Origin of the sequence: Moorena sp. SIO4A1 (genome assembly GCF_010672065.1) — a bacterium.
In the GTDB taxonomy this organism is placed as follows: Bacteria; Cyanobacteriota; Cyanobacteriia; order Cyanobacteriales; family Coleofasciculaceae; genus Moorena.
Genome location: NZ_JAAHHX010000055.1, coordinates 12,804 through 24,764, shown reverse-complemented (window position 1 = coordinate 24,764; position 11,961 = coordinate 12,804). Strand labels below are relative to the sequence as shown.

The 11,961-nt window shown below is 45.5% G+C and carries 10 protein-coding genes, 1 tRNA gene and 1 pseudogene; 5 read left to right on the top strand and 7 right to left on the bottom strand.

Going from position 1 to position 11,961, the window contains the following annotated elements; translation table 11 throughout:
- Window positions 1-106: 106 nt before the first annotated feature.
- Entirely contained in the window at window positions 107-226 is a 120-nt protein-coding gene (locus tag F6K53_RS27135; RefSeq protein ID WP_075905548.1) for a photosystem II reaction center X protein, read from the bottom strand.
- 546 nt (window positions 227-772) lie between these two features.
- Between F6K53_RS27135 and F6K53_RS27130 the strand changes: the two genes are divergently transcribed.
- Window positions 773-1,057, top strand: coding sequence for a YggT family protein (locus F6K53_RS27130; protein ID WP_008186608.1), 285 nt, complete (start codon window positions 773-775; stop codon window positions 1,055-1,057).
- 51 nt (window positions 1,058-1,108) lie between these two features.
- Here F6K53_RS27130 and F6K53_RS27125 read toward each other — a convergent pair whose 3' ends face one another.
- Both F6K53_RS27125 and accC read right to left on the bottom strand, forming a co-directional pair.
- A complete protein-coding gene (locus F6K53_RS27125; protein ID WP_293019448.1) occupies window positions 1,109-1,666 on the bottom strand; it encodes an EF-hand domain-containing protein in 558 nt (185 codons plus the stop codon).
- Between the two features lie 196 nt (window positions 1,667-1,862).
- Complete coding sequence (accC, locus tag F6K53_RS27120) at window positions 1,863-3,209, bottom strand: acetyl-CoA carboxylase biotin carboxylase subunit (protein WP_293047782.1); 1,347 nt, start codon at window positions 3,207-3,209, stop codon at window positions 1,863-1,865.
- Between the two features lie 321 nt (window positions 3,210-3,530).
- On the opposite strand from accC, the gene F6K53_RS27115 reads away from it, so the two are divergent.
- Window positions 3,531-3,611: transfer RNA gene (locus F6K53_RS27115), tRNA-Leu, on the top strand.
- A gap of 325 nt (window positions 3,612-3,936) precedes the next feature.
- Here the strand turns inward: F6K53_RS27115 and F6K53_RS27110 are convergent.
- Both F6K53_RS27110 and F6K53_RS27105 read right to left on the bottom strand, forming a co-directional pair.
- A complete protein-coding gene (locus F6K53_RS27110) occupies window positions 3,937-4,746 on the bottom strand; it encodes a creatininase family protein (RefSeq protein ID WP_293019445.1) in 810 nt (269 codons plus the stop codon).
- Window positions 4,694-4,975: a hypothetical protein gene (locus F6K53_RS27105; protein WP_143727928.1), complete on the bottom strand. Its 282-nt coding sequence runs from the start codon at window positions 4,973-4,975 to the stop codon at window positions 4,694-4,696. Before F6K53_RS27105 ends, F6K53_RS27110 begins: the two co-directional genes overlap by 53 nt.
- 168 nt (window positions 4,976-5,143) lie before the next feature.
- Here F6K53_RS27105 and F6K53_RS27100 point away from each other — a divergent pair, with 168 nt between their 5' ends.
- From F6K53_RS27100 to F6K53_RS27090, 3 genes are read left to right on the top strand one after another with little or no spacing between them, the layout of a single operon-like run.
- Window positions 5,144-6,493 (top strand): ATP-binding protein, encoded by a 1,350-nt coding sequence (locus F6K53_RS27100; RefSeq protein WP_293082769.1) that lies wholly within the window; start codon window positions 5,144-5,146, stop codon window positions 6,491-6,493.
- A complete protein-coding gene (locus F6K53_RS27095) occupies window positions 6,448-6,639 on the top strand; it encodes a hypothetical protein (RefSeq protein WP_293019439.1) in 192 nt (63 codons plus the stop codon). The genes F6K53_RS27100 and F6K53_RS27095 overlap by 46 nt, the downstream gene beginning before the upstream one ends.
- The gene (locus F6K53_RS27090; protein WP_293082766.1) at window positions 6,636-10,565 is read left to right on the top strand and encodes a hypothetical protein; all 3,930 of its coding nucleotides are present in this window, start codon (window positions 6,636-6,638) and stop codon (window positions 10,563-10,565) included. The genes F6K53_RS27095 and F6K53_RS27090 overlap by 4 nt, the downstream gene beginning before the upstream one ends.
- Window positions 10,566-10,674: 109 nt before the next feature.
- Here F6K53_RS27090 and F6K53_RS27085 read toward each other — a convergent pair whose 3' ends face one another.
- Together F6K53_RS27085 and F6K53_RS27080 are read right to left on the bottom strand one after the other, a co-directional pair.
- Entirely contained in the window at window positions 10,675-11,568 is an 894-nt protein-coding gene (locus F6K53_RS27085; RefSeq protein WP_293082763.1) for an Rpn family recombination-promoting nuclease/putative transposase, read from the bottom strand.
- 89 nt (window positions 11,569-11,657) lie between these two features.
- Window positions 11,658-11,961: pseudogene (locus F6K53_RS27080) on the bottom strand (hypothetical protein); the annotation flags it as partial.

Here is an 11,961-nt window from a genome sequence, read left to right as displayed (position 1 = left end):
AGGAGAGATTCTGAATACAAAAATTGAGCGGGTTGTGAACCCACTCAATTTCCTGCTATCAAAGCTCCGCCTTAGTTCGTTTAAGGCATAGATAGTAGAGATTTTGTTATGATCTTTTGATCTTATCGCTCTGGCTAAAGACGATTAGTGCCACAGTGGCAGGAATAACCACAATGGCAGTACCCCAAAGTAAACTCCACAAAAAGTTGGCTAATGAAGGTGTCATAAAAACTCCTAGTTAATTTGTAAACCTTGTTTTTGATTAAGCATTCAGCATTCAGCTATCAGCTTATGCGCTACGCCCACGCTACTTGAGGTGCTAGCAGGAGCCATAACTGCACGGGGTCGGATGAGTAAAACCAGCAGGGATTTTAAACCAGCCGTACCAGCACCCCCCAGCTGGTTTACTACCCGTTGATTAGCTGACGGCACCTCAAGTAGCGTGAGCCTTTGGCTCACGGCTGATAGCTGAATGCTTACAAGAACATGATACTATTATTGAGAAACTTTAAATTAAATTAACTACAATCACAAGGACACTGGTAAGCCACCTAGCCACCTAAGGCGGCAGGTAAGCATTCAGCTATCAGTTATCAGCGTGTCGCGTATCAGTTATCAGCTAATCCGCTAGGGCTCACAGGCTAGAAGCCTGTGCCACTGTACTTGAGGTGCTTTTGAATAAAATAAGCTGACCGCTGACCACTGACCACTGACCGCTGACCGCTGAAGGTGGCACCGGCAATACAATTGTGATCATTAGAATAAATAAGCCATGACTGCTGCTACGATTGCTATCTGGACTCTTGGTCCGTTACTAGGACTAATGATCTTCTTGTTTATCTTTCGCATTGTTCTGACCTGGTATCCTCAGGTAGACCTAAATCGTTTGCCATTTAATCTAGTAGCTTGGCCAACGGAACCCTTTTTAGTGCCAATGCGTAAAATTGTCCCTCCCATTGGTGGGGTTGATATTAGCCCAATTATTTGGGTAGGGATTTTCAGCCTGCTGCGGGAAATTCTTTTAGGTCAGCAGGGAATCCTGAGGATGATGATTTAGAAGGTTGAAGGTTGTTTGGTTGAAGGTTGAAGGTTGAAGGTTACATTCCAATTATTCATAGGAGCCGTAAAGCCAGTTACCAGGTGCATTAGGGTCATCACTTGTATGAAATTCCTTACTTCTTTCTAAGTATTCATCACTAGATATCACTCCATCTCCATTTTGATCTAACTTGGCAAAAGCTACTTCAGCAATATCTTCGTCGAGCTGTACTGCTTTACAAAATTGTTTGTATTCCGCCAGACTAATTGTACCATTACCATTGCTATCCAAGATACTGAAGATAATGTTTGCTTTAGCACTATGAGCTTCTTGAAGTTCTGCTGAATTAGGAAAATTAGCAATCGATTTGTCGGCCACCTTCAGATACTCTTCCAATTCTACTTTTCCGTCACCATTGATATCGGCAGGCTGGAATAATTTCTGCCAAATTGCCGCATATTTGGCACTAATATCTTCAAATTCTGGCATTCCAGCTTTCCAACCTCGTAGCAAAGCCAGATTACGAGCGCATTGCTCTAAGTCGGCTTTTTCCACATATCCATTCTTATCTGCATCGTATACCCAAAAATTCTTGGTGTGTTTTTTGTTCAATACTTCACTCAACATTTTTATACTTCCCTAGTAAAATCAAAATTTTGACAAGGGATATTTTATAAGATAATTAATTTATTTGAATTTAATTTAAACTTTATTTAACAAAAATTTTAATAATTTTATGCTGCTTGACTAGTTGACTAAGCTGTTGTGGAATTTAAATGCACAACAGCTTAATTCTGCTCTCTGCCTTCAGCATAGCTGCGGTTCAGTTCATCATCTCCTTCTCGACAAAATTGGTATAGACTTGACCCTCAAGAAAGGCTTGTGTCTCTAGGATTTTTTGATGGAAAGTCAGGGTGGTGGTGACTCCGGTAATGGCACACTCCCTTAAGGCTCGTTTCATGCGCTGAATGGCAGCATCACGGGTGGGACCCCAAACGATTAATTTGCCAATCAGAGAGTCGTAATAGGGGGGGATTTCGTAATCGGGGTAAACATGGGAATCCATGCGCACCCATGGTCCTCCTGGTGGTAGGTAAGCACTAATTCGTCCTGGTTGGGGACGGAAACTGTGGTCTGGGTCTTCGGCATTGATCCGACATTCGATGGCGTGACCTTTGAGAGTAACTTGGTCTTGGGTCAGGCTTAGTTTCTCCCCTTGAGCAATTTTAATTTGTTCGGCGATCAAGTCTAGACCGGTGATCATCTCGGTGACTGGGTGTTCTACCTGAATTCGGGTGTTCATTTCCATAAAGTAGAACTCACCAGAGGCATCTAAGAGAAACTCTACTGTGCCAACTCCAACGTAATTGATGGACTTAGCGGCCATTACCGCAGCATTACCCATCTTTTCCCGCAATTCTGGGTCAAGCACTGGGCTAGGGGCTTCTTCCAGTAGCTTTTGGTGACGGCGTTGGATCGAGCAGTCTCGCTCACCCAAGTGGATTACATTGCCGTGACTATCAGCTAAAATTTGAATCTCGATATGGCGAGGGCGTTGAATAAATTTTTCAATATATACCCCGCCATTACCAAAGGCAGCTTGGGCTTCTCCTTGAGCAGCTTGGAAGAGTTTAATCAATTGGCTGTCATCCTGTACCAGGCGCATACCCCTTCCTCCACCACCAGCAGTGGCTTTAATCATCACAGGATACCCAATTTGACATGCGATCGCATGAGCTTCAAGCTCAGAGCTGACTAATCCATCACTTCCGGGCACTGTGGGCACACCAGCTCGTTGCATGGTTTCTTTGGCCGTAGATTTATCCCCCATGGCTCGGATCGCTTCTGGGGTAGGGCCGATGAAAGAAATCTGATGATCAGCACAGATTTCAGCAAAACGGGCATTTTCTGATAGGAAACCATAGCCTGGATGAATGGCAGTGGCGTTGCGAGTGAGGGCTGCAGCAATAATATTAGGTATATTTAAATAACTTTTGTTGCTGGGGGGGTCCCCGATACAAACCGCTTCATCTGCGAGTTGGACATTAAGAGCGTGTTGGTCAATGGTGGAGTGAACTGCAACGGTGGGAATCCCCATCTCCTCACAGGTTCGGATAATCCGTAAGGCAATTTCCCCACGATTGGCAATTAAGATCTTTGAAAATTTCATAGAATAGCTTGGCTATATAGGGTTTTTATTTGAGATTTAAAACTAAGATTGATGGGGAGGTGTGGGGAGGGTGGGAAGTGTGGGAAGTGTGGGAAGTGTGGGGAGGAACATAGTTTATAAACTATCGCAATTGTCATCACGAGTGAGGTAGACAGGATTTTTACCCATTCCCCCCCTACCCACCTCCGAGACCCAGACTAAACAAACTCTTACCCTACTCCCTACTCCCTACTCCCTACTCCCTTCAATTTTGACAGCATTTTTTGAGCTAGGCTTTGCAGCTCAGTACTGTTGTATGTTATCCTACGAAATGAGTTATTAGCGGATGTGGTGGAATGGTAGACACGCACGCTTGAGGGGCGTGTGGCGAAAGCCATGCGAGTTCGAGTCTCGCCATCCGCATTGATCAGCCTGGAGTTGTGGAGAACTTCGGAACAGTAAACTCCCGCTCAGGGCAGAAAAATTGACGAAAACACTATCATAAAAGCGATGCAGCACTATGGGACAAGGGCGCACCATTGCCTCTTGCCTTCCCCTCCTGGGAGGGGTTAGGGGTGGGTTACTCTTGCCTCTTGTATTCCCCTCCTGGGAGGGGTTAGGGGTGGGTTACTCTTGCCTCTTGGCTATTCCCACACCTCCCACACCTCCCCCTCTCCCCACACTTCCCACCCTCCCAACCCTCCCGATTCCCGATTCCCGATTCCCGATTCCCGATTCCCGCCAGCCATCACCTCTTCGTTACATCAGGCTGCTGAAACCGATAGATATCCCGAATCACGTTTACCCAACCATCACAAAGAGAGGCTAATAAGCGATCGCCTTTTTCCTCAGTTGCTGCTGTGGCATCCCCGAGTACTCCACTCTGAGTCAACCCCTTGGTCAGCCAAGCAAAGGACAATTGTCCTTCCATACTCAATAGACTATCCTCGGGCAATCCCTGGGGATATTCCTTTACTGCCCGATCCATTTTCACTTGACCGGGGAGTAGACAGAGCATGAGACTAGTTTCTAAATCCCCCCCATGAATCCCTAATTCTAATTCTTTCTGGGTGGCTAATTCCTTGGCCATGTTAGGCACGCCCCAGGTAAACAAGGGGAAGACCATAAAGTCTTCATGCTTCTGGTGAATATCCCGTGCTGCAATTTCCATCACTTGGGGTTGTCCGCCATGGGAATTCATCAGTACTAACTTCCGAAACCCACACCGATAGATACTATCAGCCATTTCCATCAGCACCGCTAGCAAGGTTTGAGCACTAAGGGTAATGGTGCCAGGAAAATGCCAATGCTCATTAGATTTACCGTAATAAAGGGGAGGCAAAGCATAAGCCGGGATTTCTCGGTCTAAGCAGCCTAAGGCTTTGCCCAAGACTCCCACCCCAATCGCCGCATCTACAATCAGCGGTAAATGGGGGCCATGCTGCTCAATGGAAGCGACCGGCTGAATAATCACAACATTTTCTTTGTCTGGCATCTGTTCGATATCAGTCCAGGTCAGATAAGGGAAAAAGCGTTCTGGAGGAATGAAATTGTGCATAAGACTGGGGAGAGGGAACAGGGAGCAGGGAGCAGGGAGTAGGGAGTAGGCAGCAGGTAACAGGGAATAGGAGTAAGAAAATTAAATATACCTGATCAGGATGAGAAAGGCTATAGATTACTTTACACAAGTGGCTGATTAGGTTCAGAGACTCGTTCACGAGATTCAGAGACTCGTTCACGAGATTCAGAGGCTCAATCACCAGGTTCAGAGGCTGATGCGATCGCACTTGCTTAAATTAGCCTACCCTTAGTGCAATGGATTACTATAGACAAAAATTACCTATTAGTGTACCCAAAAACGAATTAGAACTCGCAGCATTACTTATGATACATATACAGTCTTGAACCCTTGATGATCTGACACCCCACACCCCACACCCCACACCCCACGCCTGATGACTCTAAATTTCACCCAGTTTTACAAAGCCACTAACCCAAGCAAAACCCTCGATCTCACCCAGGCAGAAGACCAGAAGCTCTATATCGATTTTTCTTCTGTCCGGGGGGGAGCACTGATTGAGCAACTGAAAGCGCAAATTACTCTATTCTCGGAAGACCAGCCCACCTGTCAATTATTTACCGGACATATTGGTTGTGGTAAGTCTACGGAATTATCTCGACTCAAGGCTGAGTTGCTAAAAGAAGACTTTCATGTGGTTTACTTCGAGTCGGATCAAGACTTGGAGATGAATGATGTGGATGTGGGGGATATTTTATTAGTTATTGCTCGCCAGGTCAGTGAAAGTTTGGAAGCTAGCCAGGTTAACTTACAACTAAAAGGCTTTAAAGCTTTCCTAGAGGAAATTACCACATTGTTGGGTTCCGATGTGACTGGGGTTGAGGTTAAGATTCCCAAGGTTGGTGAGTTTGGGGTCAAGGAAAAACAGGGAGAGTATTCTTTATCGGCAGGGATTGCCAAGATTACCACGAAAGCTAAAAATAGCCCAACCTTGCGTAATCGGTTGCGGGATTATATTGAACCTCGTACCAAAACCATTATTGATGTCATTAATACGGAGTTGATTGAACCTGCGATCGCTCAACTCCAACACCAGGGAAAACGGGGACTAGTGGTAATCGTGGATAACCTTGACCGGGTGGAAATTGTGCCGAAGTCTTGGGGGAGACCACAACCGGAATATTTATTTGTAGACCGGGGAGAACAGTTGCGCCAACTCCACTGTCATGTGATTTATACCATGCCCCTAGGGCTACGATTCTGTAATGATATCGTTCGGCTTACCAATCGTTTCGGGGTTGAGCCGAAGGTGTTGCCCATGGTGCCAGTGACGCAACGGAATGGTAAGCAGTGTGAGGAAGGAATGGCGCAGCTCAGAGCAATGGTAATGGCTAGAGCTTTCCCTAAGCTAGCACCAGCGCAACGGTTGCAGGGGATTCCGGAAGTGTTTGATGCACCAGAAACCCTTGACAAACTCTGTGCTATCAGTGGTGGTCATGTGCGGGAGTTACTGGCAATGCTTCGGGATTGGATTATGCTGGAGGGCAAGTTACCCCTATCCCGGGCAGGGTTAGACCAGGTTATTGGTAGTCGCTGCAATAAAATCCGATTAGCTATTGATGAAGAGGAGTGGAAATTATTGCGTCAGGTGCATCAGAACCAAGAAGTAAGTGGTGACGACCATTATCGAGTACTGGTGCGTAGTCTATTTGTGTATGAATACTATGACACTCAAGGGTCTTGGTTTACAGTCAATCCGATTTTGGTAGAAACGGGCAAGTTGTAGGAGAGGGAATCGGGAATCGGGAATCGGGAATCGGGAATCGGGAATTGGCAATTGGGTTAGCAAGAATGCGCTTTGAGATTGATATTGGTAATTATTGGTCTGTTGAATTTGGAAACACCATGACACCGATTGCCATAACTCAATGACTAATAGTAAGCCAGAGGATCATCACCAACAAGCTAATCATCAACAGCTATTGAAGCAGCTGGCTTGGGCAATGGAAATGGGAGCCAGTGAACAGGAATTTTCCTTAATCTTTGCCCATTGTAATTATACCCAGTGGCGAGACCAGTTGATTCAACAGCTGGCAGAGGTTTGTTCGGTAGAGATTTTACCGATTGGGTTAACTCCCGAGGTGACCCAGCTCTACAGGACTATATACAGCAAGATTCAATCCCAACTGGGACAACAACCGCCCCAAGGGATTATGGTGTATGGCTTTGAGGTGGTAAGGAACCTTGAGCAACTGCTGAGATTAGCCAATCGAGTCCGGGAAGAGTTTCGCAAACAGTTCCATGTCCCGGTTTTATTTTGGGTAGATGATCGAGTCTATTCCCAATTCCTGCGCTCTGCCAGGGATTTGGCCAGTTGGGGAACCGGTTCAACCCTGAACTTTCAAATCTCTACCGCTAAAGTAATTAAATTTATCAAACAGGTTACTGATCTTGGGTTTGCTCAAGTCTTAGCCGCTGGAGCCGCTGGGGGTCTTCACCATGGACAGAATATCAGTAACCAGCAGCTGGCTGACTTACGCCAAGCTTGGCAAGACTTGCAACATCGCCAGGTACCATTAGAGACAGACTTAGAAGCCAGTGTGGAATTTATCTTAGGTCGAGGAATTCCCGATGATCTCAACCAGTCCCAAGAGCATTATCAACGAAGTATAGAGCTGTGGAAAGGTATTCTGGAAGCTTACCCCTCTCACCGCTCTGCCGTTGGGAACCATTTCATTCGATACGGATGTGTTCTGTTCCATATGGGGCAATTGTACCATAGCTATGCCGATCAAGACCGGAATCAGGGTAAGGAAAATTGCCTACGGGCTAGGGAATATTTTATGCGATCGCATAAAGCCTTTGATCAAGCCAAGCGTTTCGACTTAGTAGCTAAGTTTATCAATCCCTTGGGGGAAATTCTACAAAGACTAGGGCTATGGCATGAGTTATATCAGTTAGCTAAAAAAGCCTTAACCCTCCATCAAAAATATCCCAACCCGGTCTGGCTTGCCCATGATTACGGCTTTCTAGCGGCACAAGTCGCCATTGCTCGCTCCCAATGGCCTCGGGTCAAGAAATTGGCCACTAAAGCACTGGACATCCTTACCGATGCCCAGCATTCTGTGCAACGCCCTGGTGACCTGACTCTCGAGCAGTTGGACTGGGCGTGGGGACTTCATCAAGGTTGGTATCGCTTATCCTTAGCCAGAGCCTACAACCATCTCGGTGAACCCGACTACGGGATTTGGCATCTAGAGGAAGCCCAATACCACACCAATCCTAACTTTAATCCCTATCTATATATTAAAATTCTCAGAGAATTGCGACAGCTCTACTTTGACCAAGGGGAGTATCAAAAAGCGTTCTCAGTTAAAGCATACCAGCAATCAATCGAGTATCAGTTCCGGTTTCGGGCATTTGTGGGGGTTGGTCAATTGTCCCTCAACCAACGCATCAGGGATACTCAAGTGGCTGATCGCATTGCTGCCTCTGGTCGAGAACAAGCGATTAATGACTTAGTTGAGCGTATTGCTCGCAAAGACCACAAACTAACGGTAATTTGTGGCTCCTCTGGCGTGGGTAAAAGTTTTCTACTTCAGTCTGGTTTAATTCCGAGATTACAGCAAGAGATTATTTCTGCTCGGGATGTGGAGCCAGTGTTGCTGACAGTTTATAAACGGTGGCAGCATAGCTTGGCTAAAAGGATAATTGGAACAGACCAGAGAGGAGATGGAAAAGAAATTCTGGGAAAAATTCTCCACCAGCTGGGATACAAGGCTGACACTAATCGACTGACTGTTCTAATTTTCGACCAGTTTGAAGAATTTTTCTTTCAGTATCCTCAGCCACAGCAGCGGCGAGTTTTTTATCAATTTTTAAAAGACTGTCTAGACCTTGAGGCCGTGAAGGTGATTCTGGCTTTGCGGCAAGATTATATCTATTATTTATTAGAATGTAACAACCGCCTGATTAGTTTAGATGTTGTCAATAATGATATCCTCAGCAAGGATGTCATCTATTACTTAGGGAATTTTACTCAATCCCAGGCCAAAGCGGTGATTGAACGGTTAACGGACCAGGCTAAGTTTCCCTTAGAACCAAAGTTAATTGAGCAATTGGTGAAAGATTTAGCAGCAGAAACGGGAGAAGTGCGACCGATTGAATTGCAGGTGGTGGGAGCACAATTAGAAACCGAGGGAATTGTCACCTTGGAGAGGTATAAGCAAGGGGGCGATAAGGAAAAACTAGTAGAGCGTTATCTGGACGCTGTGGTTACGGATTGTGGATCGAAATACCGAGAAATTACCTGGAAATTGTTGTTTATATTGACCGACAACAAGCAACTGAGACCCTTAATAACCGCGACTCAATTAGCTACTGGTTTGACCTTAAACCTAGAGCAGATCAGGATGATTTTGGAGATTATAGTAGCCTCGGGTTTAGTGTTTAATATTCCACTAGGAACAGAAGACTTATATCAGTTGGTTCATGATTATTTAGTAGACCCGATTCGTAAGAGATATGATGAAGCAGCAAAACTAGAAGCTGCCCAACAAGAAATTAACCGAGCCAGAGAAGCAACAAAACTAGAACGAGCAGGAGTTGAACATCTTAATCAATTTAAATTGAAGCATAGCCCGTTTGATGCCTTAATAGCAGCTATGGAGACCGGGAAAGCTTTGAAAGCAATGGTGACGAAAAATACTCCCTTGAAAGACTATCCCGCTGCTAGTCCAATACTCGCTTTACAACAGATTCTTGACCACATTCAGTATCCTAGACTATGGAAGCATCAGGGTAGGGTTAGGCAGTTGCAATTCAGCTGGGATGGTCAGCATCTGGCTAGCGCTGGAGAGGGCGGAATCGTGAGGTTGTGGGATTTCAAGACTGGACAAGTCCAGGAATTGAAGGGGCATCAGGGTTGGGTTAAGCAGTTGCAATTCAGCCGGGATGGTCAGCATCTGGCTAGCATTGGAGAGCACGGAATGGTGAGGTTGTGGGATCTCAACACTGCGCAAGTCCAGGAATTGAAGGGGCATCGGGATCGCGATCAGCAGTTGCAATTCAGCCGGGATGGTCAGCATCTGGCTATTGCTGGAGAGGATGGAATGGTGAGATTGTGGGATCTCAACACTGAGCAAGTCCAGGAATTGAAGGGACATCAGGGTTGGGTTAAGCAGTTGCAATTCAGCCGGGATGGTCAGCTGCTGGCTAGCATTGGACAGCACGGAATCCTGAGGTTGTGGGATCTCAACACTGCGCAAGTCCAGGAATTGAAGGGGCATCGGGGTTGGGTTTGGCAGATGGCATTAAGCTGGGATGGTCAGCTGCTGGCTAGCGCTGGAGTTGACGGAATCGTGAGGTTGTGGGATATCAAAACTAGGCAAGTCCAAGAATTGAAGGGGCATCAGGGTCAGGTTAGCCAGGTGGAATTTAGCCGGGATGGTCAGGTGCTGGCTAGCGCTGGAGAGGATGGAATGGTGAGATTGTGGGATGTCAACACTGGTCAAGTCCAAGCATTTACAGACCATCACAGTAAAGTTGACCAGGTAGAATTTAGCCCGGATGGTCAATTGCTTGCTAGCGCTGGAAATGACAGTACCGTGCGCCTGTGGGATTTAGCGGGTAGGCAAATTGCCCAATTCGAGGGGACTCGCCTGGTGTTCCACCCAGATGGGAGGCAACTGGCTACCATAGACGAGGATACCATCAACGAGGATACCATCAAGCTGTGGCGGGTGGACACCTTGGATGGACTCTTAGCTAGGGGTTGCGCTTGCTTAGGTAGTTATTTTAGGAATAGTTCTGTCAATCCGGAACTGAAGGCGTTTTGTGATGGCTTGCTGGAAGAATGAATGTAGAATGTAGAATGTAGAATGTAGAATGTAGAAGGCAAAATGTAGAATTACAAATTCTCAATTCTTAATTCTCAATTCTCAATTCTCAATTCTTAATTCTTAATTCTTAATTCTTAATTGATTCAATCTCTTCCCGAGAAAGTTGGGTGATTTTCATAATAGTCTCTACATCTAAACCTTGTTCCCGACAGGAACGGGCGATCGCTATTTTTTCTTCTTTTTTTCCTTGTTCAATACCTCGAATTTCTGCCTGTTCCACTTGCCATTTGGTCTCAAGCTCTTGGGTACTCAGGATACTGGCTTCGTCACGCTTGTTGTTGATATAACGCTCATAAGCTACTCGTTCTTGTTCTGATAAATTATTAACTCGTAGCGCCTCCTTGGCTTCGGCTATTCCTTTGGCAGAAAATTCCGCTTTGATGTCGCTGTTTTTCAGAAAATAAATCCATTCATCTAAGGGGTTTTTCGCTAAATCCTTAAAATTCCTTACTTTCAGCAGGTAGTATTCTGGGAAGATATCTGCTACTTTATTGATGTGAAATTTAAATTCCTGAGTTTTTGTCGGTTGCAGGATATCCCCGAGATTAGCCCCAATGAACTCTCCCCGATAGGAATAAATATAGTCATCTCCCATTCCCAGGTTAAAGTAGACTATATTGATTGAGTAGACTTTTTTAATTTGACCGTACTCTTGACCTTTGTCTAAGTATTCGGTGACTAACTTAGACGCACCGTAGAGCATACGGTGGAAATAATCGTGTTGAGGGTTGTTTTGTACTTCAATCAGGACAAGCTCGCCATCCGTGGTTTCAGCGAGAATATCAACTCGGTTAGTTTTATCATCGAGTGTCTCTTGATTAGCTTCGCTTTCCAGAAGGGTTTTGATGGTAATATCAAAATGCAACAACTCACTTATAAACCCTTCCAAAACACCAAAGTTAGCTTTATTCCGCAGCAGTTTTTTGATTGCCCAATCAAAGCGAATATGTGTGTCTGGCATTGTCTTGTGCTGGTGCTACTGTTCTCTATTATAGGTAAATTGTACTAAATCTAGCCCTGTACCCAGAGAACAGGGAATAGAGAATGGAGTTACAACGATTCAATCTCTTCCCGAGAAAGTTGGGTAATTTTCATAATAGTCTCCACATCTAAACCTTGTTCCCGGCAGGAACGGGCGACCGCTATTTTTTCTTCTTGTTTTCCTTGTTGCATCCCTTTTTCAATACCTCTAATTTCTGCCTGTTCCACTTGCCATTTGGTCTCAAACTCTTGGGTACTCAGGATACTGGCTTCGTCACGCTTGTTGTTGATATAACGCTCATAAGCTACTCGTTCTTGTTCTGATAAATTATTAACTCGTAGCGCCTCCTTGGCTTCGGCTATTCCTTTGGCA

What these genes read in the sequence shown, in the direction of transcription:
- F6K53_RS27135 (WP_075905548.1), bottom strand. Translation starts at nt 226, where the DNA reads ATGACACCTTCATTAGCCAACTTTTTGTGGAGTTTACTTTGGGGTACT.
- F6K53_RS27130 (WP_008186608.1), top strand. Translation starts at nt 773, where the DNA reads ATGACTGCTGCTACGATTGCTATCTGGACTCTTGGTCCGTTACTAGGA.
- F6K53_RS27125 (WP_293019448.1), bottom strand. Translation starts at nt 1,666, where the DNA reads ATGTTGAGTGAAGTATTGAACAAAAAACACACCAAGAATTTTTGGGTA.
- accC (WP_293047782.1), bottom strand. Translation starts at nt 3,209, where the DNA reads ATGAAATTTTCAAAGATCTTAATTGCCAATCGTGGGGAAATTGCCTTA.
- F6K53_RS27110 (WP_293019445.1), bottom strand. Translation starts at nt 4,746, where the DNA reads ATGCACAATTTCATTCCTCCAGAACGCTTTTTCCCTTATCTGACCTGG.
- F6K53_RS27100 (WP_293082769.1), top strand. Translation starts at nt 5,144, where the DNA reads ATGACTCTAAATTTCACCCAGTTTTACAAAGCCACTAACCCAAGCAAA.
- F6K53_RS27090 (WP_293082766.1), top strand. Translation starts at nt 6,636, where the DNA reads ATGACTAATAGTAAGCCAGAGGATCATCACCAACAAGCTAATCATCAA.
- F6K53_RS27085 (WP_293082763.1), bottom strand. Translation starts at nt 11,568, where the DNA reads ATGCCAGACACACATATTCGCTTTGATTGGGCAATCAAAAAACTGCTG.